Source organism: Georgenia ruanii (assembly GCF_009193175.1).
Taxonomy (GTDB): Bacteria; Actinomycetota; Actinomycetes; order Actinomycetales; family Actinomycetaceae; genus Georgenia; species Georgenia ruanii.
In genome coordinates, this window is sequence record NZ_VUKE01000007.1 from 99,510 (window position 1) to 124,212 (window position 24,703).

Consider the following 24,703-nt stretch of genomic DNA (forward strand, 5'->3'; position numbering starts at 1 on the left):
GGGCATGGACCGCTCCGACGGCCTCGTCGTCGCCCAGATGGTCGCCCTCGGCGGCGTGGCGTGGCCGGGCGGGCCGCGGTGGGCGCTCCCGACCGCGGCGCGGGCGGCCGCGGGGGCGCTGGTGCTGGCCGGGGGTGGTCTCGCCGTCGCCGGGGCCCTGCCGCACGGCCGGCACCTCAGCCCGCGGGTCGCGCCGCCGCCGGCCGCCGTGCTGGTGACCACCGGCGCCTACGCGCTCACCCGCAACCCGATCTACACCGGCCTGGCGGCGGCCACGCTGGGGGTCGCCGTGCTCCGCCGTCGCGCCGTTCCGCTGGTGTGCGCGGCGGTGCTCGCCGGGGTGCTGGCGCGCAAGACCCGGCTCGAGGAGGTGGCGCTGGAACGGCGCTTCGGTGCCCGGTACCGCGCCTACGCGGCGGCGACGCCACGCCTGGTGCCGCGCCGGCGTGGGGGCGACCGTGAGGCACGAGGGCGGCCGTGAGGCATGAGCTGCCCGCATCGACCGTGGAGGCCCGCCGACGGCGGCAGCCCGTCCGCTGCGCATGGGCGTCAGCGGTGCCGCATGATGGGGTGACACGCGAAGGAGCCCCGATGGATCGCGCACCGCGGTTGTCCCGGCACGACCGGCCGTCGCGCGCTCACCTCGTCGTCGTCGTCATCGCGGCACTGCTCGTGGCGGGCGGCGGCGTGGCGCTCCTGCTGGGGTACCGGGCAGAGCGCGAGTCCGGGGCCGGCTCCCCGTCGGAGCCGCCGGCGGGCGCGTCCGTCGATCCCCGCGACCCGTCCCTGTCGCTCACGGTGGACGCGGCGCGCAAGGCACGCGCCGCGCAGATCACGTCGACGTTCGAGAACTCCACGCTGGACCTGCAGTACGGCTTCGCGGAGAACATCGGCGACGGCCGCGGCATCACCGCCGGGCGTGCCGGGTTCACCTCCGGCACCGGCGACCTGCTGCTCGTGGTGCGGCGGTACGCGGACCTCAAGCCCGGCAACGTGCTCGCCAAGTACATCCCGGCGCTGGAGGAGGTCGACGGCAGCGACTCCATGGCGGGCCTGGACGGCTTCGCCGCGGCCTGGGGGCAGGCCGCGAAGGATCCCGCCCAGCGCAGGCTGCAGGACGAGGTCGTCGACGAGCTCTACTTCCGGCCGGCGATGCAGATGGCCGACGAGCTGGGCATCCGCACGCCGCTCGGCCAGGCGATCTTGTGGGACACGATGATCCAGCACGGCTCCGGCGGGGCCAACGGCACGCAGGCGATCATCCGGGACACCCTCGACGACGTCGGCCCGGTCGACGACGACGAGGCCGCCTGGCTCGACGCCTTCCTCGACGCACGCCTGCACCACCTCGATCACGCCTACCAGGACGCGGAGACCGACGCGGACGCCTCCTCGCAGTCGCGCATCGACGCCCTCCGGTCGCTGCTCGACTCGGGCAACCTGGCGATGAACCTGCCCATGGAGTGGGACGTCTACGGGACCACCTTCCGGCTGCCGGAGGACTGAGTCGGCCGAGGGCTGAACGCCGGTCGGCCCCTGCCATGGCGCGGCGTCCGTCCCCACCTCGCGCGGGTGGACCGAGCGATGTCGGTGGGGCCCGATAGCGTCTTGTCATGGTCGATGACGACGCATTCGCCGAGGGCGGGCCGGGCGTGCCGGTGCCCTCGGTGTCGGTCGTCGAGGCCGAGGGGCGCGTGGGCCTCCATGTGTCGGTGCCGCTGAGCTCGTGGGGCACGGTGGCCGCCGAGGTCGCCCTGGAGATGGCGAAGCTGGAGGGCTCGGTCCCCTGGTTCGACCAGTACGCCCAGGCGGCCCGGGCCAGCTACGCCGACCAGCCGGGCCGTACGGTGGAGGAGCTCCTCGACGCCTCACGCGCCGGGGACGGCCCCGGTCCGCAGGACTCCGACGTCGAACGGTTCGGGGTCTCGCGGTACGGGCTGACCTCCCCCTCGGCGACCTTCCTCGAGCGGCAGGCTCCCTCCCCGGCCCTGGCACGGCGGCTGGCCGGCACCGCCCTGGACCGGGCCGACGACGCCACGGTCGTCGAGGCCGTCGCCGGGTGGGAGCGCATGGCCTCCTGGGCGCTGTCCCAGCAGGCCCGGGCCGTAATGGAGCTGGCCAACCGGCGCGGGAGCTCCACGGCCGGGGCGACCTCCACCGCCGCGGAGATCGCCGCCCGCCTCGGCCTCACCCAGTACGCCGGGGAGGCGAAGCTGAACTTCGCCTTCGGCCTGGACAACTTCCCCGAGATCGCCGATGCGCTGACCGCCGGACGTCTCGACCGGCGCAAGGCGGAGATCCTCATGGCCCGGGAGCCGGGCCTCACCCTGCCCGAGCAGCGCCGCGTCGTGGCCGACCTGCTCGCACCCCAGCCCTCGGCCGCACCGGACCCGACGGCGACCGGCGGCGGATCCCTGACCTCTGCCGCCAGCCCGACCGTCGACGCCGCACCGGACGCCACCGACGCGGCCCCTGACACCGTCGCCGCCGGGACGGACGCCGCCGACGCGACCGCTGACGCCGCCGCACCGGACGCCGCCGGTGCCGCCACTGACACCGTCGCAGCAGACGCCGCCGGTGCCGCCACCCAAACCGGGGCGGGTGCGGCCGCCGAGGTCCCGGACACCGTTTCCGTGAAGCTGCCGCTGGTGGAGGACCTCACCGGGCCCCAGCTCCGGGCGCATCTGCGCACCGCCGCCGTCACGGCGGGCGCCGACGCCGGCCGCAAGCGCCGGGAGAAGGCCTTCGCCGACCGCCACGTCCTCGTCGAGCCCGCCGGCGACGCCATGGCCTGGGTCTCGGCCTTGATCCGCGCCGACGACGCCGAGGCCACCCGGGTATGCCTCGACGCCCTCGCGGCCGCCGCCAAGGGCCCCACCGGCGTCGACCGCCGGAACATCGACCAGCGCCGCGCCGACGTCTTCACCGATGTGTTCACCACCATCTTGCGTCGCGGAGTCGACCTGACCGGGGCCGAGCTGCCGACCTTCCACGGCAACAAGCCCCACATCCAGGTGACCATCCCCGCCGGCACGCTGCTCGGCCTGTCCGACGCCCCGGCCGAGCTCGGTGGCTACGGCCCCATCCCGGCGGAACTCGCCCGAGAGATCGCCGCCGACGGCACCTGGCACGGGTTGTTCACCGATGCGACGGGCTGCTTCACGGCGCTCGGCACCACCCGCTACCGGCCGGGGGCGGACCTCTCGCGTCAGGTCATCGCCCGGGACGTCACCTGCACGTTCCCGGGCTGCCGGCAGCCGGCGTGGAAGGCCGACCTCGACCACATCGCCTCGTACGACCCGGCGGTGGCGGAACAGCTCGAGCAGACCACCAAGATCCGCCTCCAGGCGCTGTGCCGACGCCACCACAACCTCAAGACGACAAAGTTCTGGTCGGCGGCCCGCGACGAGACGACCGGCGCGATCCACTGGACCGCGCCCAGCGGCCACACCTACACCCGGGCGCCGCCCACACCAGCGGGTGCGGTCACCGCGACTGGCCCTCCCCCCGGAGACGATCCGGAGGACGATCCCCCGCCGTTCTAGCCGCCCGGCACCCGGCTCAGCCGATCTCGGCCAGCCGCGGCAGCAGCGGCGTCATCGCCTCCATCGCGCCGGCACGGACGACGTACCGGGTGATGCCCCAGCGCCGGTGGTGCGCGGCGACGGCGTCCACGATCTCGTCCGCGGTGCCCACCAGCACGTAGGGCACGGTGAGCAGCTCACGCACGCTCACGCCCGCGTGGCCGGCCATCTCGGCGGCGGCGCCCTCGGCATCGTCGGTCACGGTCACCTGCTGCACGAGCGCCTCCAGCACCGGCTGCTCGGAGCGCCCCACCGCGCCCCCGGCGACCAGCGCGACCTGCTCGTCCACGACGTCGGCGGTCCACCGCACCTCGTGCATGTGGCCGTCCGGCAGCGTGCGTCCCAGCCCGCTGAGCCCGACGACGTCCGCATGCTTCCCGGCGAACCTCAGCAGGCGAGAGTTCGACGTGCCGATCGTCAGCGGGACGCGATCCTGCACCGGTCGGGGCGCCTCGAGCCGGGCCCGCCGGACGGCCAGGTGCGAGGTGTCGACGGTGACCTCCTCACCGGCCAGCAGGGCCTGCACCGCGCGGACCACCGCCATGGCGCGCTCCACGCGCCCCGCGACCCCCGGGCGTTCCCGGCCGACGGCCCGCCACTCCGCCCACGTATGGCCGGCGCCGAGCCCGAGGCGGGCCCGACCACCGGAGACGACGTCGAGGGTCGCCACGTCGGTCGCGATGTGGAGCGGCTCGCGCACCCCGCCGTTGGTGACGTAGGAACCCAGCCCGATGCGTGAGGTCACGGCCCCCGCCGCGGCGAGCGCTACGAACGGCGCCGCGACGGAGCCCGGGTGGTCCGCCGCCGACAGGGCGTCGAAACCGCGGGACTCGACCTGGCGGGCCAGGTCGAGCCAGGAGGTGGCGTCCTTGGGGAGCGCCTGGACGCTGATCGAGACCATGGGCACAGCGTCGTGGAGTGCTCGCGTCCGCGACACCGCTTCCGCCGAGGGCGGACGGTGGCCGAGCGCCCGCTCCGGGGAATTGCCGGGTGCGAGGCCGCCCTCGCCCCCGAACCCGGTGCTTCGGTGTCAGCCTTCGAGGCCCACCCGCCTGAGCGCAGAGGCCGTGCCGAGCCAGGTGTGCGGATTCCGCTCCCAGCACCAGCCCAGCTTCGGACGGCGCCGGCTGATCCAGATGGCGGGCACCCGCTGGTTCGACCGACCCCGGCACGGTCACCGACGCGCCGGTGCCGTCGCCGCGCGGACCGGCCGGTGCGCCGCGATGTGCCGCGCCACGTACTCGCCGTCGCGCCCGGCGCCCAGGATGAGCATCGAGGCGTACGCGTACTGGAACGGCAGGCCGGCGAAGTACAGCCCCGGCACGCCGTCGACCACGCCGCGGTGGTGGCGCGGGTAGCCGGTCTCGTCGAGCGGCGCCGGCTCCACCCACCGGAAGTCCTCCCGGTACCCGGTGCACCACAGCACGTTGCGGACGTCGAGGACGCGCCCGTCGTCCAGGAGCGGCAGCCCGCCGCGGGTGCCGACAGTGCGGGCCGACGTCATCTCCACGCCGGCCTCGGCGAGGTGACGGCGCTTGACGCGGATCAGCGGCGCGGCGCCGCCGCGGCGCACCTCGGGCGCCATCTTCCGCCCGATCGGGGTGCGCAGCGTCAGCACGTGCCGGAACACGATCGGGATGACGACGTTTGCCAGCCGCGCGGAGGGGCGCCCGAGCGTGTACGGCACCTCCCCGTGGGTTCGACCGGAGAGCACGGTGCGGTGGCCGGCCGCCAGCTCCAGCGCGAGGTCGGCGCCGGAGTGGGAGGCGCCGACGACGAGGCACGGGCCGTCCTGGAGCTGGCCGGGGTTGCGGTACCCGGAGGAGTGGATCTGGACGATGCGGGGGTCGAGGTCGGCGGCGAAGTTCGGCACGTGCGGGCGCTTGTGCGCGCCGGTAGCCACGACCACCTGGTCGGCCTCGACCGCCCCGCCGTCGTCGGTGGTCACCGTGAACCCGCCGCCCGGGCGGCCCGCGACCCGCTCGACATGCACGCCGGTGCGGACCGGCAGGTCCGCCGCGGCGACGTACGCCTCCAGGAAGTCGCCCATGGCGGCGCCGGTGGGATAGGTGTCCCGCGGCGCCGGGAAGGCCATCCCCGGCAGCCCGTCGCTCTGCGCCGGCGAGAAGAGCAGGAGCGAGTCGTACCGCTCCCGCCACACGTCGCCCACCCGGGCGCGGCCCTCGAGCACCAGCACGGGCACGCCGCGCCGGCGCAGGTGGTACGCCGTGACCAGGCCGGCCTGCCCGGCGCCGATGATGACCGTCTCGACCTGCTCGCTCATGGGTGTCCCTCCCGGCCCCGGTCGGGGCCTCCACCCACGACGCTAGGTTCGGGCCGGTGGGACGACGTCGGGCGGCCTACCCATCCGCCCGCGAGCGCCATGGGTAGTTCTGTGCAGGCGGGCAACCTCGCTCGCCAGGGCCCTCACACCAGGTGGCGCTCGTAGGCGTACGCCGTGGCGGCGGCCCGCGAGGGCAGGTCGAGCTTGGTGAAGATGTTGCTCAGGTGCCGGGCCACGGTCTTCTCGCTGAGGAAGAGCTCGGCGGCGATGGCGCGGTTGGTCCGCCCCGTCGCCACGAGCCGCAGCACCTCGACCTCGCGGGGTGTGAGCCCGCCGGGCGCGAGGGGCGCCTGCCGGCTCAGTGCCTCGACCCGCGTGAGGTCCTGGGGAGCGCCGAGCTGGGCGAACGCCCAGCGGGCGGCGTCGAGCTCGAGCTGGGCGGCGTCCTCGTCCCCGGTGGCCCGGTACGCCTTGCCCATGGCCGCCCGGGTCCGCGCCGCCTCGTACGGCACTCCCAGGTCCTGCCACAGTCCCCAGGCGCGGCGCAGCTCCGCGAGCGCCGCGTCGGGCCGGCCCTCGGCGAGCAGCACCGTCCCGTCCGCCCCGGCGGCCACGGCGTGGAGCCAGGGGTTGTCGCGCCGGGCCGCCATGTCGGCCAGCTCCCCCGCGGCCCGCCGGGCCTGCCTGACGTCCCCGGCTGTGAGCAGGACCTCGACGACGGCGGGCAGCACCCGGCACCGGGCCAGGGAGTGCGGCGCGCCGTCGAGCACGCGCCGGACGGCGACGGCCGCATCCTGCACCCGGCCCTGCTCGACGCGCAGCAGCGCCAGGCCGGGCTGCGGCTCCTCCCCCAGCTGGTTGGCGCGCAGGTAGGCAGTCTCGGCCTCGTCGAGCCGCCCGAGCAGGCGCAGGATCTCGGCCTGCTGGTACACCGCCCGGCCCAGCTCGGGCTGGGGCGGGTCGGTGAGGCGCTCGACGGCGCGCTCGGCCTCCGCCAGGGCGTCGGGCCAGTCCCCGTGGGCGAGCATGATGTGCGCGCGGTTGATGAGGCACTCGCCCCGGAAGGGCACGAGATCGGGCTGCCGCTCGCACCACCGGCTCAGCGCGGCCGTCCACTCGCGGGCCCGGGGCAGGTCGAACGTCTCCCGGCACACCCCGATCACGGCGCAGTAGACGATGCCCGACGGGATCTCCGAGACCTGCCCCGCGGTGACGTCCACCATGACCTCGTCGAGCAGCGCGGACCCCTCGGCCAGGCTGCCGAGCAGCACGCGCGTGCCGCCGATCCCCAGGCGTGCCAGCGCCAGGAGGTCGGGGTCGCGCCACCGCAGCCCCACCTCGCGCGCCGCGACGAAGCCCTCGAGGGCCTCGGCGTAGGCCCCCGTGCGCATCGCCCGCAGGGCCTCCGGGAGCCGGAGGTACCCACGGATGACGCCGTCGGCGGGGCCGTCCTCGGCGACGCGGGCGGCGCGGGCGAACCAGCCGTTGCCCTGCGCGGGGCCGCCGTGGCCGACGAGGATCATCCCGGCCCAGAAGGCGCACCGGGCCGCGTCCTCGACGTCGCCCTGCTCGAGGTAGGCGTGGTGCGCGCGGCCGAAGAGGTCGCTGCCCTCGACGTCGCGGGCGAGCAGCACCGCCGCGGTGGCCAGCCGGGCGAGGTCGTCGGCGGAGAGCGGGTCGGCCCGGTCGGCGGCGGTCAGGCGCGCGTAGGCCTCCGTCCACCGCTGCTGCGCGAAGGACGCCCTCCCCTGGTCCAGCAGCTGCACGCTCATGCCGCTCCCGTGCGGGCCGGGGCGGAGCAGGCGCGGCCCGTCAGCGACGAGGCTACTCCCCGGCGCCGTCGGGCATGCCCGGGCCCCGGCCGACGTTGAGGGGTCATGATCGATCCGCGCGGTGTGGATCCGCTCGACGCCTACTCCCAGGTGGTCACCACGGTGGCCGCCGCCCTGCAGCCCTCGGTGCTGTCGGTGCTGGTCCGCAGCCGGCGCGGCGGCGGCGCCGGCTCCGCCGTAGCGTTCACCGACGACGGGCTCCTGCTCACCAGCGCGCACGTCGTCGACGGCGTCAGCGGCGGCGGCGTCATCGGAGCGGACGGCGAGGAGGCACCCTTCGAGGTCCTCGGCTCCGACCGGCTCTCCGAGCTCGCCGTCCTGCGCACCCGTGGGCGCCTCGCCCCCGCCGCCGAGCTCGGCGACGCGGACCGGCTCCGGGTCGGGCAGCTCGTCGTCGCCGTCGGCAACCCCATGGGGTTCGCCGGTTCGGTGACCGCCGGGGTGGTCAGCGCCCTGGGTCGCTCGCTGCCGGTGCGCACCAACCTCGGCGCCCACTCGATCGACGACGTCATCCAGACCGACGCCGCCCTCAACCCGGGCAACAGCGGCGGCGCGCTGGCCGACGCCACCGCCACCGTCGTCGGCGTGAACACCGCCGTGGCGGGCATCGGGCTCGGGCTGGCCGTGCCGGTCAACTCCACCACTCGCCGGATCCTCACCGAGCTGGTGAGCACCGGGAAGGTGCGGCGCGCCTGGCTGGGCATCGCGGGGGCGGCCATGGCGATCCCGCCCACGCTGGCCGAGCGGCTGGGCCGGCGTACCGGGCTGCGCGTGGCCGAGGTCGTGCCGGGCAGCCCGGCCGCCGCGGCGGGAATCTTCCTGGGCGACATCGTCATCGCCTCGGGCGAGACCCCGGTGCGCTCGCCGCAGGACCTGCAGCGGCTCATGCTGAGCACCGCCGTCGGACGCCCGTTCCCGGTGACGGTCTACCGCCGCGGGGCGCTGGTCGACGTCGTCGCCACCCTGGCCGAGCTCGTCGCCTGACCGGGTGGGCGCTAGTACCCGCGCAGGCGCTCCAGCGCGCGGCGCTCGCGCTTGGTAGGCCGGCCCGTCCCCCGGGCCCGCTGCGCCACGACGCCCCGCGCCAGGGGCGGCGGGGGCGGCGGGCTCTCGTCGAGCAGCGCCTCGGCGGCCACGGGCGCGCCGACGCGCTTGACGAGGACGCGGCGGACGACGACGACGCGCTCCCGCTCGCCGCCGCGCACGACCACCCGGTCGCCGACCTTGACGGCGGTGGCCGGCTTGGCCCGGTCGCCGTTGACCCGGACGTGCCCCGCCTTGCAGGCCGACGTCGCCTGGGACCGGCTCTTGAACAGCCGCACGGCCCAGAGCCAGCTGTCCACGCGCGCCTCCGGCGCCTCGGTCACGGTCACGCCACGACCCTACGACGCCCTCGCCCGGCGGTCGGCACGGACCCTCGGTCGGCACGGCGACAGGCCGCGCGCCCGGCGGCGCGGGTTTCGCCCCGACCGCGCGCCCCGCGGTGCGGGTTTCGCCTCGACCGCACGCCCCGCGGTGCACGTTTCGCCTCGGCCGCCGCGGCGGCGATGCCCAGAGCCTCAGTCCCGGCGGCGCCGCCCGGCGCCGCGGACCGCCTCGGCGGTCAGCGGGTCCTCCGGCCAGGCGTGCTTGGGGTAGCGCCCGCGCAGCTCGGCGCGCACCTGCGAATACCCGGTGCGCCAGAACGAGGCGAGGTCGGTGGTGACGGCGGCGGGGCGCCGGGCGGGCGAGAGCAGATGCAGCACGAGCGGCACGCGGCCGCCTGCGATCCGCGGGGTCTCGTGCCAGCCGAACACCTCCTGGAGGCGGACGGCGAGCACCGGCTGGTCGGGGCCGTAGTCGACACGCACCTGCGTGCCGCTGGGCACGGTCACCCGCTCCGGGGCCAGCTCGTCGAGCCGGGCTGCCGCCGGCCACGGCAGCAGCCGGCGCAGCGCCTGCAGCACGTCGAGGCGCCCGAGGTCCGGCGCGCGCCGCACGCGCGCCAGGTCCGGGCCGAGCCAGGCCCCCACCCCCGCGAGCAGCGCCTGCTCGGACACCTCCGGCCACGGCTCGCCGAGCGCCCGGTGCAGGAACGCCAGCCGCTCACGCAGCGCGGTCGCGGCGGGCGTCCACGGCAGCGCGGCGAGGCCGTCCTGGGCCAGGCCGTCGCGCACCGCGGCCGCCACGAGCGCCGGGTCCGGGTCGGCGACCGGCGCGGAGGACAGCTCGACCGCCCCGAGCCACCGCCCCCGCCGGGCCACCACCGCGCCGTCGACCCAGGTGACGCTCTCCCCCTCGTGCACCAGGGCCGGCGCCGACTCCACCGCGACGCTCTCGTCGATCGGCGCGGCGGAGCGGATCGTGGCGTCGCGGCGTCCGGCGCCCCGGTCGGCGTCGGCGACCGCGAGCCAGGCCGTCCCGGCCAGCGGCGAGCCCGGCGGCAGCGCGGCCCCGGTGCCCGAGGTCATGAGGTAGGTGCTGCCTCCGGGGCGGCGCCGGGCGATGCGGTCGGGGTGGGCGAGGGCGACGACGGCGCCGACGGCGAGGTCCTCGGGCAGGTCGGGGCCGGCTGGCGCGGCCGTGCCCTCGGGCAGCGCCGCCCGCAGCCGGCGCGCCTCCGCCGCCCACGCCGAGGCGTCCGGCCCGCCCCGGCGCACGTCGCGCAGCGCCGCGACCAGGTCCGCGCCCGGGGCGCGGGCGTCGACGGACAGCAGGGCGACCACCTCGGCGGCCCGCCGCGCCCCTACCACCGCGGCGCCGTCGAGCAGCGCCCGGGCCAGGCGCGGATCGGCGCCGACGGCGGAGATGAGGCGGCCACGCGCGGTGACGGTGCCGTCGGGGCCCACCGCGCCCAGACCGGCGAGGGTCTCTCGGGCGGCGCTCATCGCCGCGACCGGCGGCGGGTCCGGCAGGGTAAGGCCCGCGCCGCCGGGACTGCCCCAGCAGGCCAGCTCGAGCGCGAAGGCGGTGAGGTCGGCGGTGGCGATCTCGGGCTGGGCGTGCCCGGGCAGGCGCGCGTGGTCCGCCTCCGACCAGCACCGGTACACCGCGCCCGGAGCCTCCCGGCCGGCCCGCCCCGCCCGCTGCTCGGCCGCCGCCCGGCTCACCCTGAGCGTCACCAGCCCGGCCAGCCCGCGGCGGTGGTCGGTGCGCGGTTCCCGGGAGAACCCCGCGTCGACGACCACCCGCACGCCGGGCACCGTCAGGGACGACTCGGCCACCGCCGTCGAGACGACCACCCGGCGCCGCCGGCCCTCCGTCAGGGCCAGGTCCTGCTCCCGGTGGGGCAGCCGCCCGTGCAGCGGGCGCACGTCCGCGTCCACCCCGGCGAGCCGGCGCGCCACGGCGGCCACCTCCCCCGCACCGGGCACGAAGACGAGGACGTCGCCGGCACGCTCGCCGAGGGCCCGGCGGGTCGTGGCCGCGACGTGGTCGAGGAAGGCGGGCGTGACGCCGCGCACGTCGGTGCGCGGCGCGTCCGGCGGGCACCAGACCACCTCCACCGGGTGCAGCACCCCGGGGATCTCGACCACCGGCGCCGGCGCGGGGCCGCCGACCAGCGCGGCGACCCGTTCGGCCGCCACCGTCGCCGACATGGCCACCAGCGGGAGGTCCGCGCGCAGGTTCTCGCGGACGTCGACGAGCAGGGCGAGCACGAGGTCGGCGTCGAGGTGGCGCTCGTGGACCTCGTCGAGGACGACGGCACCCACGCCGGGCAGGTCGGGGTCTCGCTGCAGCCGGCGCAGCAGGACCCCGGTGGTGACGACCTCCACCCGGGTGGCGGCGCTGCGCCGTCGTTCCCCGCGCACCGCGTAGCCGACGGTGCGGCCCACCGGCTCGCCCAGCAGCGCCGCGAGGCGGCGGGCCGCCGCCCGCGCCGCGAGCCGCCGGGGCTGGGTGACCACGACCGTGCCGCCCACCGCCGCCGCGAGCGCCGGCGGGACCAGGGTGGTCTTGCCGGTGCCCGGCGGGGCCTGGATCACCGCCGCGCCGTGGTCGCGCACGGCCCGCACCACCTCCGGCAGACCGGCACGGACGGGCAGGTCGGGCGGGTCGGCGAGCAGCCGGGCGAGCGGGTCGGGCACGCCTGGCAGTCTGCCGCAGCCGGCGGCGCGGGTCGGGCCGGCGTCCGGACCGGCGCGGCGCTCGTCGTCCCGGCGGCCGGTCCCTGTGGGAATGCACGGCCCGAGGGGGCTGATGCTGTGCGGCAGCCACCCTTGACGGTCCCTGGGAGCAGCCTTAGCGTCGTGCTGCTGATCGACCGACGGTCGTTCGATCAAGCCCTGGAGGCCGCCATGCTCTCCGCCTACAACCCGGTTCCCACGCTCGCGGTCAAGGACCTGGACGCCGCTCGCAAGTTCTACGAGGACACCCTGGGCCTGACCCCCTCGGAGGAGTCGATGCCGGACGGGGTGATGTACACCGCCGGCTCGGGGCAGGTGTTCGTCTACCCCTCCGCCTACGCCGGCACCAACAAGGCCACCGCCGTCTCCTTCGACGTGCCCACCGAGAAGTTCGACGAGGAGATCTCGGCGCTGCGCGGCAAGGTCGACTTCCAGACCTTCGACCTGCCCGGCGCGACGTGGGAGGACGGCGTCGCCCGGAACGACGAGATGAGGTCCGTCTGGTTCGCCGACCCGGACGGCAACATCCTCAACATCACCGTCCGGCTGTAGGCGGCGCGCCGGACCGCCGTGCCCAGCCGCCTCGCCTTCGCGGCGCTGAACGCCGTGCACCGCACGCTCCAGCGCGTCAGCCGGGGGCGGCTGGGGTGGCGGGTGGCGCGGATGGCCGTCGTCGAGCTCACCACGACCGGCCGGCGCTCGGGCCGGCCGCACACCGTGCTGCTCACCGTCCCGCTGCGGGTGGAGGGCAACCCGGTGCTGGTCGCCTCCCGCGGCGGCGACGACCGGCCGCCCGACTGGCTGCTCAACCTCCAGGCCGACCCCGTCGTGCGCGTGCGCGAGGGCCGCGTCCCCCGGCGCGACGGCGCGGGGGTAGGGAATGGCGCGGGCGGCCGGCGGGTGCGTGCCCGGGTGGCGACGGCGGCGGAGCGGGCCGCCTGGTGGCCCCTCATCACCGCGACCTACGCCGGCTACCGCGCCTACCAGGAGCGCACGGCACGCGAGATCGCGCTCGTGGTGCTGGAGCCGGAGGGGCCGGGGCGGGTCGGCGGTGACTAGCCTGTCCGGGTGAGGCTCACCCGCGACGGCGGTGGCCAGACGCGTCGGCGGCAGCTCCTGGGCCAGCTGTCCGAGCCGCTGCGCCGCTACCTGCGCACGGAGTCCGGCGGTGCCACGCTGCTGCTGGCGGCCACCGTCCTCGCGCTGCTCTGGGCGAACTCGCCGTGGTCCGACGCGTACGCGGGGCTGTGGGCCACCCCGGTCGCGCTGCGGGTGGGCGAGGCCACGCTGGCGATGGACCTGGGCCACTGGGTCAACGACGGCCTCATGGCGGTGTTCTTCCTCGTCATCGGGCTGGAGGTGCGCCGCGACCTGGCGGTCGGGGAGCTGACGGACCGCCGTCGGGTGGTCCTGCCGCTGGTCGCCGGCGTGGGCGGGATGGTGGTCCCGGCCGTGCTCTACCTGCTCGTCGTGCGCGGCGGGGAGGCGGCGGCCGGGTGGGGCGTCGTCATCGGCACCGACACCGCCTTCCTGCTCGGCACGCTCGCCCTCGTGGGCCCGAGCGCGTCGACCCAGCTGCGCGTCTTCCTCCTCACCCTCACCGTCGTCGACGACATCGTCGCGGTCACCGTCATCGCCGTGGCCTACTCCGGCCCGCCGGAGGTCGCCGGGCTCGCCGCGGCGGCCGCCTGCGTCGTCGTCCTGGCCGTCATGGCCCGCGCGGGGGTGTGGCGCACCTGGCCCTACGCGCTGGCCACCCTGGCGCTGTGGGGCACCACCCTGGCCGCGGGCGTGCACGGCGCGCTGGCCGGCATGGTGGCCGGGCTGCTCATCCCCGCGTACCCGCCGCGCCGCGCCGAGGTGGAGACGGCGGCCGGGCGGTTCCGGGCCTTCCGGCAGTCGCCGCTGGCCGACGTCGGGCGCTCGGCCCAGGTCGCGCTCGCCCGGGCGGTGCCGGTCAACGAGCGGCTCCAGCTGGCGCTGCACCCGTGGGCGAGCTACGTCGTCGTGCCGCTCTTCGCCCTGGCCAACGCCGGGGTGGACCTGCGCGGCGGCGTGCTCGGGGCGGCGCTCGCCTCCGCCCTCACCTGGGCCGTCGTCGTCGGGCTGGTCGTGGGCAAGCTCGTCGGCATCGGGGCGACGACGCTCGGCGGGGCGGCCCTCGGCCTCGGCCGCCTGCCCCAGGGCGTGGGGCCGGGCCAGGCGCTGGGCGGGGCGGCCCTGTCCGGCATCGGGTTCACCGTCGCCCTGCTCATCGCCGGCCTCGCCTTCGACCGCAGCGCGCTGCGCGACGACGCCACGGTCGGCGTCCTGCTCGCCCTGCCGCTGGCCACCGGACTGGGCTGGCTGGTGTTCCGGCTCGCGGCCGTGCTGCACGGGGAGACGACGGCGGACCTGCCCACGGTCCTCGACCGGCCGGTGGACCCCGCCCGCGACCACGTCCGCGGCCCGGCGGTCGCGCCGGTCACGCTGGTCGAGTACGGCGACTTCGAGTGCCCCTTCTGCGCCAAGGCCACCGGCGCGGCCCGGGAGGTGCGGGCCCACTTCGGCGGCGACCTGCGCTACGTCTTCCGGCACCTGCCCCTGCCGGACGTGCACCCGCACGCGGAGCTGGCCGCGGCCGCCGCGGAGGCGGCCGGCGCCCAGGGGATGTTCTGGGAGATGCACGACCTCCTCTTCACCCACCAGGACGAGCTCGAGCTCGCCGACCTGGCCGGGTACGCCGGCGAGCTGGGCCTCGACGTCGAGACCTTCCTCCGCGACATCGACGGCCAACGCCACGCCGCCCGGATCCGGGAGGACGTCGCCAGCGCGGAGGCGAGCGGGGCGCGCGGGACCCCCACGTTCTTCGTCGGCTCCCGGCGTCACATCGGGCCCTACGACGCCCAGACCCTCATCCCCGCGCTGGAGGCCGCGCGCGAGCCGGTCGCCGCGCCCCCGCCGTCGCCCGGCTGACGGCGCCGCCTCCGCCACCCGCCGGCGGACGACAACGATCCCGCCACGCGGCCGGCCCGGCCCGGTTCGTCCCGTAACCTCGCCCCATGAACGCCCTGGCACGCCACAACGTCCGGTCGAGCGGCCGGGCCGACGCCCCGACGATGGTCTTCGCCCACGGCTTCGGCTGTGACCAGGGCATGTGGCGCTACGTCGCGCCGGAGTTCGAGGCCACGCACCGGGTGGTGCTGTTCGACCACGTCGGTGCCGGCGGCTCCGACGCCGCGACGTTCGACCCGGTGCGCTACAGCAGCCTGGGCGGGTACGCCGCCGACGTCGTCGAGATCCTCGACACCCTCGACGCCGGCCCGGTCACCTTCGTGGGCCATTCGGTCAGCGCGATGATCGGCGTGCTCGCGGCGCGCGAGCGCCCGGAGCTGTTCGACCGCCTCGTCCTGGTCGGCCCCAGCCCGCGCTACATCGACGAGGACGGGTACCGCGGCGGGTTCACCCAGGCCGAGATCGACGAGCTGCTCGAGACGATGGACGACAACTACCTGGGCTGGTCCGCGCACGTCGCCCCGCTGATCATGGGCCGACCGGACCGGCCCGACCTCGGCGCGGAGCTCACGTCCAGCTTCTGCCGCATGGACCCGGCGATCGCCCGCCGCTTCGCGCGCACCACGTTCCTCTCCGACAACCGCCGCGACCTGCCCGACGTGCAGACCCCCGCCCTCTTGGTCCAGTGCCGCGAGGACATCATCGCCCCGGTGGAGGTGGGCAGGTACGTCCACGAGAACCTGCCCGCGAGCGACTTCGTCATGCTCGATGCGGTCGGCCACTGCCCCAACCTCAGCGCCCCCGAGCAGCTGACCCGGGCGATGCGCGAGTACCTGCCCGCGTGAGCGCCGACCGCGACCGTGCCTGGGACCAGGTCCCCACGGCGCTGCTCACGCTGGACCGCGACGGCACCGTCGTCGACGCCAACGCCACGTTCCTGGGCTGGGTCGGCCGGGAGCGGGCCGACGTCGTCGGCCGGACGCGGCTGAGCCAGCTGCTGTCGGTGGGCGGGCGGATCTACTGGGAGACCCACCTCGCGCCGATGCTGCACGCCGACGGCCGGGCCGAGGAGGTGGCCCTGGAGCTGCGCGGGCCGGACGGCCGCCTGCCGGTGCTGCTCACCGCCGTGGTCACGCCCTTCCCACCGCCGCCGGGCACCGCCGCGGTCGTCCAGGTGGCCATGTCCGGCGCCCGGGAGCGCTCGCGGTACGAGCGCGAGCTGCTCGCCGCCCGCCGAGCCGCGGAGGACGCCGCCCGCCGCACCCGGGTGCTGCAGGAGGTGACCTCGGCGCTGTCGGGCGCCGTCGGCGTGGCGGGCGTCGTCCGCGCGCTCCTCGATGCGGCCACCACCCGGCTGTGGGCCTCCGCCGCGACGTTCTACCGCTGGGACCCGGGCGCGGGCCCGGTGCCCTACGCCGCCTCGGGCGAGGCGCCGGGAGACGCGCCGCCCCCGGCGGTCGACCCGAAGCTGCGGGCGGCCGCGGCAGACGGCGAGCGCCTCGTGGTGCCCGCGCACGGGCAGTCGCGGCTGCGCGGGCTGCTCTCGCTCGCGCCTCGTGACGACCCCGGGACGGACCCCTTCGACCTGGACTTCCTCACCGCCGTCGGCCAGCAGGCCGGGCTCGCGCTGGACCGGGCCGAGATGTTCGAGCGGCACGCCGCCGTGGCGCACGAGCTGCAGCGCTCGCTGCTGGCCACCACCGCCCCGCAGGACCCGCGGGTGGACATCGCCACCTCCTACCGGCCCGGGGTGGAGACGCTCGAGGTCGGCGGGGACTTCTACGACGCCTTCCTCGTCGACGACGACGTCCTCGCCGTCGTCGTCGGCGACGTGGTGGGACGCGGTCTGCCGGCGGCGAGCGCGATGGGGCAGCTGCGCAGCGCGGTCCGGGCCGTCGCCGGGCCCGACGTCGGCCCGGCCGCGCTCGTCTCCCGCCTGGACCGGTTCGTCCATCAGGTGCCGGCGGCCGCGGCGGCCACCCTGGCCTATGCCGAGGTCCGGCTGAGCACCGGACACGTGCGGTTCACCTGCGCCGGGCACCTGCCGCCGGTGCTGCTCCCCGCCCGCGGTCGCCCGGGGCTGGTGTGGGAGGGCCGCTCGACGCCGCTCGGCGTGGTCCTGCCCGCCGGGCGGAGCGAGGCGGAGCTGTGGCTCGCACCGGGTGACCGGGTGCTGCTGTACACCGACGGGTTGGTCGAGCGCCGGCACCAGTCCCTGCGAGACGGGCTGGACGTGCTGGTCAGCCGGGCCGCCGCCGCCGGCATGTTCGCCCCGGCGGAGGCCGTGCAGACCCTCACCGACGGGTTCCTGCAGGACCAGCGCGGCCACGACGACGTCTGCGTCCTGCTGCTGGCCTGGCACGGTGCGGGGCGTGCGCGGACCGAGGACCCGAGCGCCGCCTAGGGCCCAGCAGCTCACAGCCAGCACGCCATTCCGGCTGCAGCCAGAATGCCGCCGTGGGCGCCGGGCGCAGCCGGCGCCGGCCCGGACCGCCGTCATTGGCGTCCGGGCCGGGGGCTCACTCCGCGGTGGTCGTCGTCCCCTGCCCGGTGCGCGCCGCCTCGGGCTGGCTGTGGGCCGAGGTGCCCGGCTGGCCGGCCCCGTTCGCCGGCGCCTCCTGGGGCGCCGGCGCCTGCTGCGGGGCCGGCGCCTGCGGGGCCTGGCTCGGCTGCGGCGCGGGGCTCTGCTCTGGCGCCGAGGTCTGCCCGGGCGCCGGCGTGGGCGCCTCGGTGGGCTCGGGCGTCGGCTCCCCCGGCGCCGTGGTCGTCGTCGGGGCCGGCGTGGGCGTGCTCCCCGACCCCGGGGCGGAGCCGGGCGCCTCGGACGGGCCCTGGCCGGGAGTCGCGGGCGTCTCCGGCGCCTGTCGGGAGGTAGTCCCGGAGGTCACCCCGATCGTCGTGCCGCTGCCCTGCTCGTTCCGCACCACGTCGCTGAGCGGCTTGCCGGCCGCGACCTCGACGAGCGTGACGGCCGCGATGATCACGACGAAGACCACCAGCACCATCGCGGCCAGCCGACGGTAGCCGTAGCGCTCGACGACGGCGTGCCACGTGGCGCGCCACTTCCCCTTCGCGGGCTGCGTCGCGGCGGCCGCCTCCGTGGTGGCGACGGTTGCCGCGTCGTCGGCGTGGGCCGGGCTGCCGGTCGCAGACCGGGGCCGCGGACCGTGGGTGGCGCCCTGGCTCCGGGTGCTCATCACGGTGGTCGTCCGGGTGCGCAGCGCCCGCGCCCGCACGAGCGGTGCCGAGGCGCTGACCTTGTCCGCCGTGCGGCGCAGGGAGGTGGTGTAGATGTAGCTGCCCAGCACCGTGACGATGCTCGACAAGGCGGCCCCGATGATCGTTCCGGCGACGCCGAGGTAGGAGGCCAGGGAGGTGGTGGTCACCGCGGCGAGCGCGCCCGCGGTGAGCTGGGTGGCCGAGGGGCGGTCCGGCCCCTTCTTCTCGGGCTCGGGAGGCTCTTTGGCGGTGCTCGCCGAGGTGGCGGCGTCGTCGGGCGGAGACGAGGGGCGGGGGCGGTTCTGGTCGTGCGACATCACGACCCAGGCTAAGGAGCCTCCGCCCCCTCGCGGCAGCGCTTGCGCGCTGCGAACTCGTCACACCGACGGGGGATGCGTCACACCCGCCGGAGCGCGTCACACGCTCGCTACACGAGCCGGTCGATGCGCTGGAGCATGTCGATGCTGGGGAACCGGTCCGCGCGGACGCGCTCGAGCAGCTCCTCGACGTAGACGGGCACCTCGTGGGGTGCCAACAGCGACTCGATCATGTCCAGCATGGTCGCCGAGGGGTACGGGTCGTCGTGGACCTTCTCCATCAGGGCCCGCAGGAGGGCGGACCGGACGTCGTACGTCTTCTGCTCGGAGGGCATCTCCCACTCCTTCGCGGTACAGCACCGTGGATTCGCCGGACGTCCCCAGGCTAGGGATCTCATCCGCTCGCGTCGCGGCAGGGCGAGGGGCCTCAGTAGCCGCGGCGGAGGTCCACGGCCGTCTCCGGCACGACGCCGGCGGCCAGCAGTGCGCGGTTGCGGGCGATGGCGGGGGCGACGTCGCCGGGCTGCGTGGGCCCGGAGATGTGCGGGGTGAGAGTGACCGCCGGGTGCGACCAGCGCCAGTCCCCCGCCGGCAGCGGCTCGGTCTCGACGACGTCGAGGACGGCGCGGCGCACGCGGCCGGCGGCCAGCGCGCGGCGAAGTGCGCCGGGATCGACGCACGCCCCGCGCCCGACGTTGACGACCAGGGCGCCGCCCAGCCGCCCGAGCAGCGCCTCCCCGACGAGGCCCCGCGTCGTGTCGGTCAGCGGCAGCGCGCACACGAGGACGTCGCAGGCCGGCAGCACCTCGGGCAGGCCGTCCAGCGTGAGGACGTCGTCGAACGCCGGCCGGGGCGCGCCGCTGCGGCTCGCACCCACCACGCGCAGGCCCGCGCCGCGCAGCGCCGCGGCCACCCCCGAGCCGATGGCGCCGGTGCCGAGCACGACGCCGGTGCGGCCGGCCACGTCCTCGGCGGGCAGCTGGCGCCACTGGCCGCGGGCCTGCTGGGCGCGGTAGTCCCCCAGCCGCAGCGCGTCGTCGAGCACGTGCGCCAGGACGTAGGTGCCGATCCGTGCCGGCATGGCGCCGACGGTGCGGGTGAGCACGAGCGGGCCGGGCGCGTGCACCAGGGCGCCGACCATCGCGTCCACGCCGGCGGCCATGCTGTGCACCCAGCGCACCGGCGAGCCGGCGAGGTTCTCCGGCAGCTCGAAGCCGGACCAGCTGTCGGCCCACGCCAGGTCGTCGGCCGGGACCGGGCCCGCCGGCGCCAGGCGCGTGGCGAGGTCGGGGGCCAGCTCCGCGAGCCGGTCCGCCACCGGCGCCGCCAGCGGCCCGGACAGGATCATGCGGGCGGCCGGCGCCGTCGACGTGCCCTCCACGTGTCCCTCCGTCCGCGGCCGGCGGCCGCACCGGGAGTCTAGGCGCGGGGCGTCAGCCCCCCAGGCCGCGGAGCACGAGGTCGACGAGGCCGGTGACGTACTGCTCCAGGCCTGCGGCCAGCTCCTCGCGCGGGGCGCCCGCGCGGGCCATGAGGAAGTGGAAGTAGACCGTGCCCTCGATCGGGTCCACCACCTGGCTCGTCGACGTCGACGGCGGCAGCTCGCCGTCCGCGATGGCCCGCTCGACCCGCGCGACCAGGGCGAGCACCTCCTGGCTGATGCTCTCGTCGCGGATCTCGGCGAACTCGGTCGGGTTGGCCACGGCGGCGGAGACGACGTTGGCGATCATGGGCCCGTGCGGCCCGAGCATCAGCTCCGCCCGGCCTCGGGCGTGGGCGACGAGGTAGTCGCGGATGCCCAGGCCAGGGTCCGGGTTGACGTGGCCCGCCTCCAGGTGCCGGACGGCGTCGAGCAGCAGGGCGTGCTTGTCCTTCCACCGCAGGTAGATGGAGGACTTGCCGATGCCCGCGTGGGAGGCCACCGCGTCCAGGCTCACCCCCGCCCAGCCCCGCTGCCCGAACAGGTCCAGGACCGCGCGGTACGCACGATCCTCGGTGTCGGCGTGCCGTGGGCGGCCCGGACCCCGCTTGGTCTCCTGGGTCGCCTCGCCGGCGACCGCCTGTGGTTGCGTCATCTCCGCCCTTCCCGTCGGGTGGAGAGTAGATCAGCAACGGCTGTAAGAAACCTGGATTGAGACGTGTACTCGCGGATTCGTGTCGCGGGAAGAGGGTGAGCGCCGTCCGTCAGGCCCGCTCCAGCAGCACCATCGCCTCGTAGTGGTTCGTCTGCGGGAACATGTCGAGCACGCGCGCCCGGCGAGGGCGCAGGGAGGGCATCGCGGCCAGGTCCCGCGCCAGGGAGACGGCGTTGCAGCTGGAGTAGATGACGTGCCGCACCGGCGCGGCCTCGAGCCACCCGCTCAGCTCGGGACCGATCCCCCGCCGCGGCGGGTTGACGATGACCAGGTCCGGCGCGGTCTGCGCGCCGCGGACGAGCGCCGTGGCGTCGCCCGCCTCGAACCGCACCCGCTCCAGCCCGGCCTCGCGGGCGCTGACCCGCCCGCTGGCCACGGCCTCCCGGCTCGTCTCGACGCCGAGCACGTCCCGGTCCGCCGCGGCGCTGTGCAGGGCGAAGCCGCCGACGCCGCAGTACAGGTCCCACACCGACGCGGGTGCCAGTTCCTCCACCCACGCCCGGCCCTGGCGGTACAGCGCCGCGGCGACGTCGGTGTTGGTCTGGAAGAAGCTCTGCGGACGCAGGTGCAGGGCGACCCCGTTGACGCGCATGGGCAAGGTCGCCTGCTCGGTGAGCACGATCTCGCGCTGTCCCTCCAGCACGGCCTTGTGCTCGGGCTGGAGGTTGGCGGAGACCACCCGCAGCTGCGGCAGCTCGCGCCGCAGCGCCGGCAGGTGCTTGCGGATGCGCCCCAGCGGCTCCTCCGAGCGCAGCACGAACCGGAGCATGAGCTCACCGTCGGGCGACTCGGTGAGCAGGAGGTACTTCAGCTCGCCGCGCCGCCGCGGCACGTCGTAGGGCGTGAGCTTGGCCCGGGTGACGAACCCGGCGAGCGTGGGCAGGACCTGCTGCAGGCCGGGAGTGCACAGGCCGCACTCGCGCAGGTCCACGCCGCGGCCCTCGCCGTCGAGGATGCCGAGGGTGGGCTCCTCCACGGTGCCGGCGACCACCATCTTGGCCTTGTTGCGGTACCCGGCCTCCCGGCTCGGCACCGGTGGCAGCCACGACAGGTCGCGATGGGCGGCGAGCAGGTCCTGGCAGTGCCGCACCTTGCCGGCAAGCTGCGCGGCGTACGGCTGGCCCATGAGGGTGCACGAGCGACAGCTGGCGGCGTCGAAGTAGGAGCACTGCATGGCCCGGCCAGCGTAGTGCCGCGCCTCGCGGCGGGGCGCGTGACTCGCGCCACTCGGCAATCAGAGTCGGCGCTCGGTCTCGGGGTCCGCCGCCCCGTCGTAGTACTTCTCGAGCACCTCCCGGAAGACGGGCTCGTCCGGCGCGGCGCGGGCGAACAGCGTCATCGACGAGCGCAGCTTCATCGCGTCGACGGGGCCGAAGATCGCCTGCGCCGACGGCGCGTCGCTCGCGGCGACGGCGGCGGCGCACTCGCGCAGCCGCGCGCCGAGCACCGGGTGGCGCAGGTACGCGCGCGCCTCCGCCAGCGAGGCGAGGGCGTAGCGCTGGGCCATCGGGCTGTGGCCCAGCCCGGCGACCTGGGGAAAGACGAACCACATCCAGTGGGTCGTCTTGCGGCCGCGGCGCAGTTCCGCCAGCGCCTGCTCGTAGGTGCCGCCGCCGTCCTGGACGGTGACGAAGCGTTGCAGGTCGTACTCGTCCACGTCCCCTCCCACCGGCCGTCAGTGGCCGAAGGCCTCCCCCAGCCACCACGACGGCTCGTCGGCGACCACCTTGGCATCGACGAGCAGCGGCGTCGCGCGCGGGCCGTCCAACCACTGCCGCACCCCGGCCAGATCGCCCGGGTCGCGCACGGTCACCGCCGTGAATCCGTACCCGCGGCCGACGGCCGCGATGTCGGTGGGCGGGAAGGTCACGGTGTCCAGCGGTTCGCCGGCGTCGGCGAAGTGGTGGACCTCGGCCCCGTAGGCGTCGTCGTTGTAGACCACGACGACCATCGGCAGGCCCAGGCGCCGCACCGTGTCCAGCTCCGCGGCCGCCATGAGGGCGCCGCCGTCGCCGAGGGCGGCCACCGGCAGCCGGTCGGGCCGGGCCAGAGCGGCGCCGACGGCGGTGGCCAGGCCCAGACCGACGGACTGGAAGGCCTGGGTGAAGCAGAACCCCTGCTCGTCGGGGACGGAGAGGAACATGCTGGGGTACCCCATGAAGTTGCCCGAGTCGACGGCGACGACCCGCTCGGCCGGCAGCAGGTCGTCCAGCGCGGCGGTCAGGGTGCGCGGGTCGATGCGCCCGCCGCCCGTGCGGTCCTCGAAGGGCACGTCGCGCCAGCGCCCGCCGGTCGCCAGGCGGGCGAGCACCTCGGGCGTGCGGTAGCCGGTCACCGGCGCCCCCAGGGCGGCCAGGACGGCGTCCGCCGTCGTCGGCACGTCCCCGAGCACCGCGAGGTCCACCTGGCGCTGGCGCCCGAGCGCCTCGGGGGTGTCGTCGACCTGGACGCCGGCGGCGCCCTCCCCGATGAGGCGGCCGTGCCGCATGGTCCACATGTTCAGCGAGCAGCCCCAGCCGACGACGAGATCGGCGCCGCGGATGAGATCGGCCGCCACGGGGGTGGAGAAGCCGCCAGAGACGTCGAGGGCCCAGGCGTCGTCGTGGAAGAGCCCCTTGGCCACGGCGGAGGTGGCCAGCAGCGCCCCGCAGCGGTGCGCGAGCGCGCCCAGCGCCGCGCGGGCGTGGGCGGACCGGGCCCCGCGACCGGCGACGAACACCGGCCGACGGGCCGTCCGCAGCAGCTCCACCAGCCGGCCGAGGTCGTCGGCGGCCGGTTCGGCGGGGATCGGCGGGGCGGGCAGGCGCACCGGGTCGGGCGGCGGGGCAGGCAGGTCCTGAACGTCGAGCGGGAGGTTGAGCAGCACCGTGCGGCGCTGGTGCACCGCCGTCGTCACGGCCGCCGCCGTCTCCTCGACGGCACGCTCCGGCGCGGTGATCCGCGCCGGGACGGCACCGACGGCCCGGGCCAGGGCGTCCTGGTCGACGGCGAAGTTCGACGCCGGCGAGGTGGCCTCGGCGGCCAGGACGACCAGCGGGGTGCGGCTCTTGGCGGCCTCGGCGATGCCCGTCATGGCGTTGGTGAGCCCGCAGCCCTGGTGGACGCTGAGCGCGCCGGGCGCGCCGGCGGTGCGGGCGTAGGCGTCGGCCATGGTGGCCGCCCCGCCCTCGTGGCGGGCGGCGACGAACCGGGCGCCGGCGGCCACCATCGCGTTGGTGACGTGGAAGTTGCCCGACCCGACGACGCCGAAGACGTGGTCGACGCCGAGCTCGACCAGCGTGCGCCCGACCGCCTGGCTGACCCGCACCGTCAGTCCTCGACGAGGGCGAGCACCCGCGCCGGCGAGCCGGAGCCGCCGACGATCTTCAGCGGGGCGGCGACCAGGACGGCGCCGGTGGGCGGGAGCTGGTCGAGGTTCTGCAGCTGGGCGAGGCCGTACTTGCCGTTGCCGAGCAGGAAGGCGTGGCAGGGGAACGCCGGGTCGAAGGAGTGCGCGGCGCCGGCGTCGGTGCCGACCGTCTCGACCCCGAGGCCCTGCAGCGGGGACTCCTCCGCCACCCACCGCGCGCACTCCGCCGACATTCCGGGGCTGGTGGGCCCGGTCGCGGTGTTGTTGATCATCTCCTGCTGGCTCACCCGGGCCGACCAGCCGGTGCGGCACAGCAGCCACCCGCCGGCGGGCAGCTCGCCGTGGCGGTCGACGAAGGCCTCGATGTCGGCGACCTCGATGAGGTGGCCGGGGTTCTCGGCGACCCGGTCCGTCACGTCGAGGACGACGGCGGGGGCGACCAGCGCGGCCGGCGGGACGGCGTCGATGTGCGCCTCGTCGGCACCGGTGACCCAGTGGCTCGGCGCGTCGAAGTGGGTGCCGGTGTGCTCGCCGGTGCGGAAGTTGTTCCAGTGCCAGGCCGGCCCGCGGTCGTCGTAGCAGGAGATCTCCTCGAGCTCGAAGCGGGCGGTCTGCCCGAACTGCTCGGGGAGCTCCAGGATCGGGGTCTCCGCGCTCAGCGGCGCGGTGAGGTCGACGATGCGGACGGATCCGCCGGTCAGGGCGGCGAGGAGGTGGGGCAGGACGGGCATCGGTGCTCCCGGGAACGGCGCGCGGGGACTGGGGTCGTGCGATGTGACCGAGAACATAGCGGAGCCGCCGGGGCGCGTGTGCGAGCGCCCGTTGCCGGCCGCCCGGACGTCGCCTTCGCGACACCCCGTCCCACGCTCCTCGGCCCCAGCTC

The 24,703-nt window shown here is 76.3% G+C and carries 22 protein-coding genes and 1 pseudogene; 9 read left to right on the forward strand and 14 right to left on the reverse strand.

Going from position 1 to position 24,703, the window contains the following annotated elements; genetic code table 11:
* Nucleotides 1–4 precede the first annotated feature (4 nt).
* The 3 genes from GD880_RS08955 to GD880_RS08965 all read left to right on the forward strand — a co-directional run bounded on the left by GD880_RS08955 (nucleotide 5) and on the right by GD880_RS08965 (nucleotide 3,545).
* Entirely contained in the window at nucleotides 5–481 is a 477-nt protein-coding gene (locus GD880_RS08955) for a methyltransferase family protein (RefSeq protein WP_152231274.1), read from the forward strand.
* Nucleotides 482–591: 110 nt separating this feature from the next.
* The gene (locus GD880_RS08960; protein WP_152231275.1) at nucleotides 592–1,506 is read left to right on the forward strand and encodes a chitosanase; all 915 of its coding nucleotides are present in this window, start codon (nucleotides 592–594) and stop codon (nucleotides 1,504–1,506) included.
* Nucleotides 1,507–1,613: 107 nt separating this feature from the next.
* On the forward strand, nucleotides 1,614–3,545 hold the full coding sequence (locus GD880_RS08965) for an HNH endonuclease signature motif containing protein (RefSeq protein ID WP_152231276.1): 1,932 nt from the start codon (nucleotides 1,614–1,616) through the stop codon (nucleotides 3,543–3,545).
* Between the two features lie 16 nt (nucleotides 3,546–3,561).
* On the opposite strand, the gene GD880_RS08970 is transcribed toward GD880_RS08965, so the two are convergent.
* The 4 genes and pseudogenes from GD880_RS08970 to GD880_RS08980 form a co-directional block, all read right to left on the reverse strand.
* Nucleotides 3,562–4,485: an LLM class flavin-dependent oxidoreductase gene (locus GD880_RS08970; protein WP_152231277.1), complete on the reverse strand. Its 924-nt coding sequence runs from the start codon at nucleotides 4,483–4,485 to the stop codon at nucleotides 3,562–3,564.
* Nucleotides 4,486–4,614: 129 nt separating this feature from the next.
* Nucleotides 4,615–4,752: pseudogene (locus GD880_RS20695) on the reverse strand (DUF5701 family protein); the annotation flags it as partial.
* Between the two features lie 6 nt (nucleotides 4,753–4,758).
* Entirely contained in the window at nucleotides 4,759–5,868 is a 1,110-nt protein-coding gene (locus GD880_RS08975) for a flavin-containing monooxygenase (protein ID WP_152231278.1), read from the reverse strand.
* Between the two features lie 143 nt (nucleotides 5,869–6,011).
* A complete protein-coding gene (locus tag GD880_RS08980) occupies nucleotides 6,012–7,640 on the reverse strand; it encodes a LuxR family transcriptional regulator (protein WP_152231279.1) in 1,629 nt (542 codons plus the stop codon).
* 105 nt (nucleotides 7,641–7,745) lie between these two features.
* On the opposite strand from GD880_RS08980, the gene GD880_RS08985 reads away from it, so the two are divergent.
* A complete protein-coding gene (locus GD880_RS08985) occupies nucleotides 7,746–8,684 on the forward strand; it encodes a S1C family serine protease (protein WP_152231280.1) in 939 nt (312 codons plus the stop codon).
* A gap of 11 nt (nucleotides 8,685–8,695) precedes the next feature.
* On the opposite strand, the gene GD880_RS08990 is transcribed toward GD880_RS08985, so the two are convergent.
* Together GD880_RS08990 and hrpB are read right to left on the reverse strand one after the other, a co-directional pair.
* Complete coding sequence (locus GD880_RS08990; protein WP_152231345.1) at nucleotides 8,696–9,067, reverse strand: RNA-binding S4 domain-containing protein; 372 nt, start codon at nucleotides 9,065–9,067, stop codon at nucleotides 8,696–8,698.
* A 192-nt stretch (nucleotides 9,068–9,259) separates the two neighbouring features.
* Nucleotides 9,260–11,746: an ATP-dependent helicase HrpB gene (gene hrpB, locus GD880_RS08995; RefSeq protein WP_152231346.1), complete on the reverse strand. Its 2,487-nt coding sequence runs from the start codon at nucleotides 11,744–11,746 to the stop codon at nucleotides 9,260–9,262.
* Nucleotides 11,747–11,929: 183 nt separating this feature from the next.
* On the opposite strand from hrpB, the gene GD880_RS09000 reads away from it, so the two are divergent.
* From GD880_RS09000 to GD880_RS09020, 5 genes are all read left to right on the forward strand, one after another.
* Complete coding sequence (locus GD880_RS09000; protein WP_226909504.1) at nucleotides 11,930–12,358, forward strand: VOC family protein; 429 nt, start codon at nucleotides 11,930–11,932, stop codon at nucleotides 12,356–12,358.
* 18 nt (nucleotides 12,359–12,376) lie between these two features.
* The gene (locus GD880_RS09005; protein WP_152231281.1) at nucleotides 12,377–12,865 is read left to right on the forward strand and encodes a nitroreductase/quinone reductase family protein; all 489 of its coding nucleotides are present in this window, start codon (nucleotides 12,377–12,379) and stop codon (nucleotides 12,863–12,865) included.
* 9 nt (nucleotides 12,866–12,874) lie between these two features.
* Complete coding sequence (gene nhaA / locus GD880_RS09010) at nucleotides 12,875–14,761, forward strand: Na+/H+ antiporter NhaA (protein ID WP_226909505.1); 1,887 nt, start codon at nucleotides 12,875–12,877, stop codon at nucleotides 14,759–14,761.
* Nucleotides 14,762–14,847: 86 nt separating this feature from the next.
* The gene (locus GD880_RS09015; protein ID WP_152231282.1) at nucleotides 14,848–15,645 is read left to right on the forward strand and encodes an alpha/beta fold hydrolase; all 798 of its coding nucleotides are present in this window, start codon (nucleotides 14,848–14,850) and stop codon (nucleotides 15,643–15,645) included.
* The gene (locus GD880_RS09020; protein WP_193314434.1) at nucleotides 15,642–17,204 is read left to right on the forward strand and encodes a SpoIIE family protein phosphatase; all 1,563 of its coding nucleotides are present in this window, start codon (nucleotides 15,642–15,644) and stop codon (nucleotides 17,202–17,204) included. Before GD880_RS09015 ends, GD880_RS09020 begins: the two co-directional genes overlap by 4 nt.
* A 115-nt stretch (nucleotides 17,205–17,319) precedes the next feature.
* Here the strand turns inward: GD880_RS09020 and GD880_RS09025 are convergent, their stop codons facing one another.
* From GD880_RS09025 to GD880_RS09060, 8 genes are all read right to left on the reverse strand, one after another.
* Nucleotides 17,320–18,336, reverse strand: coding sequence for a hypothetical protein (locus tag GD880_RS09025; RefSeq protein ID WP_152231284.1), 1,017 nt, complete (start codon nucleotides 18,334–18,336; stop codon nucleotides 17,320–17,322).
* A 110-nt stretch (nucleotides 18,337–18,446) separates the two neighbouring features.
* Complete coding sequence (locus tag GD880_RS09030; RefSeq protein WP_152231285.1) at nucleotides 18,447–18,671, reverse strand: hypothetical protein; 225 nt, start codon at nucleotides 18,669–18,671, stop codon at nucleotides 18,447–18,449.
* A gap of 92 nt (nucleotides 18,672–18,763) precedes the next feature.
* The gene (locus GD880_RS09035) at nucleotides 18,764–19,717 is read right to left on the reverse strand and encodes an NAD(P)-dependent oxidoreductase (RefSeq protein WP_152231286.1); all 954 of its coding nucleotides are present in this window, start codon (nucleotides 19,715–19,717) and stop codon (nucleotides 18,764–18,766) included.
* A gap of 52 nt (nucleotides 19,718–19,769) precedes the next feature.
* A complete protein-coding gene (locus GD880_RS09040; RefSeq protein WP_152231287.1) occupies nucleotides 19,770–20,411 on the reverse strand; it encodes a TetR/AcrR family transcriptional regulator in 642 nt (213 codons plus the stop codon).
* Nucleotides 20,412–20,520: 109 nt separating this feature from the next.
* The gene (rlmC, locus tag GD880_RS09045) at nucleotides 20,521–21,645 is read right to left on the reverse strand and encodes a 23S rRNA (uracil(747)-C(5))-methyltransferase RlmC (protein WP_152231288.1); all 1,125 of its coding nucleotides are present in this window, start codon (nucleotides 21,643–21,645) and stop codon (nucleotides 20,521–20,523) included.
* Between the two features lie 60 nt (nucleotides 21,646–21,705).
* Entirely contained in the window at nucleotides 21,706–22,128 is a 423-nt protein-coding gene (locus GD880_RS09050; RefSeq protein ID WP_226909506.1) for a DUF1810 domain-containing protein, read from the reverse strand.
* 18 nt (nucleotides 22,129–22,146) lie between these two features.
* On the reverse strand, nucleotides 22,147–23,778 hold the full coding sequence (locus tag GD880_RS09055) for a thiamine pyrophosphate-binding protein (protein ID WP_152231290.1): 1,632 nt from the start codon (nucleotides 23,776–23,778) through the stop codon (nucleotides 22,147–22,149).
* Nucleotides 23,779–23,780: 2 nt separating this feature from the next.
* The gene (locus tag GD880_RS09060; protein ID WP_152231291.1) at nucleotides 23,781–24,551 is read right to left on the reverse strand and encodes a cyclase family protein; all 771 of its coding nucleotides are present in this window, start codon (nucleotides 24,549–24,551) and stop codon (nucleotides 23,781–23,783) included.
* Between the last annotated feature and the right edge of the window lie 152 nt (nucleotides 24,552–24,703).

What these genes read in the sequence shown, in the direction of transcription:
- GD880_RS09060 (WP_152231291.1), bottom strand. Translation starts at nt 24,551, where the DNA reads ATGCCCGTCCTGCCCCACCTCCTCGCCGCCCTGACCGGCGGATCCGTC.
- GD880_RS08970 (WP_152231277.1), bottom strand. Translation starts at nt 4,485, where the DNA reads ATGGTCTCGATCAGCGTCCAGGCGCTCCCCAAGGACGCCACCTCCTGG.
- GD880_RS08975 (WP_152231278.1), bottom strand. Translation starts at nt 5,868, where the DNA reads ATGAGCGAGCAGGTCGAGACGGTCATCATCGGCGCCGGGCAGGCCGGC.
- rlmC (WP_152231288.1), bottom strand. Translation starts at nt 21,645, where the DNA reads ATGCAGTGCTCCTACTTCGACGCCGCCAGCTGTCGCTCGTGCACCCTC.
- GD880_RS08965 (WP_152231276.1), top strand. Translation starts at nt 1,614, where the DNA reads ATGGTCGATGACGACGCATTCGCCGAGGGCGGGCCGGGCGTGCCGGTG.
- GD880_RS09040 (WP_152231287.1), bottom strand. Translation starts at nt 20,411, where the DNA reads ATGACGCAACCACAGGCGGTCGCCGGCGAGGCGACCCAGGAGACCAAG.
- GD880_RS09030 (WP_152231285.1), bottom strand. Translation starts at nt 18,671, where the DNA reads ATGCCCTCCGAGCAGAAGACGTACGACGTCCGGTCCGCCCTCCTGCGG.
- GD880_RS08985 (WP_152231280.1), top strand. Translation starts at nt 7,746, where the DNA reads ATGATCGATCCGCGCGGTGTGGATCCGCTCGACGCCTACTCCCAGGTG.
- GD880_RS08955 (WP_152231274.1), top strand. Translation starts at nt 5, where the DNA reads ATGGACCGCTCCGACGGCCTCGTCGTCGCCCAGATGGTCGCCCTCGGC.
- GD880_RS09025 (WP_152231284.1), bottom strand. Translation starts at nt 18,336, where the DNA reads ATGTCGCACGACCAGAACCGCCCCCGCCCCTCGTCTCCGCCCGACGAC.
- GD880_RS09015 (WP_152231282.1), top strand. Translation starts at nt 14,848, where the DNA reads ATGAACGCCCTGGCACGCCACAACGTCCGGTCGAGCGGCCGGGCCGAC.
- GD880_RS08980 (WP_152231279.1), bottom strand. Translation starts at nt 7,640, where the DNA reads ATGAGCGTGCAGCTGCTGGACCAGGGGAGGGCGTCCTTCGCGCAGCAG.
- GD880_RS08960 (WP_152231275.1), top strand. Translation starts at nt 592, where the DNA reads ATGGATCGCGCACCGCGGTTGTCCCGGCACGACCGGCCGTCGCGCGCT.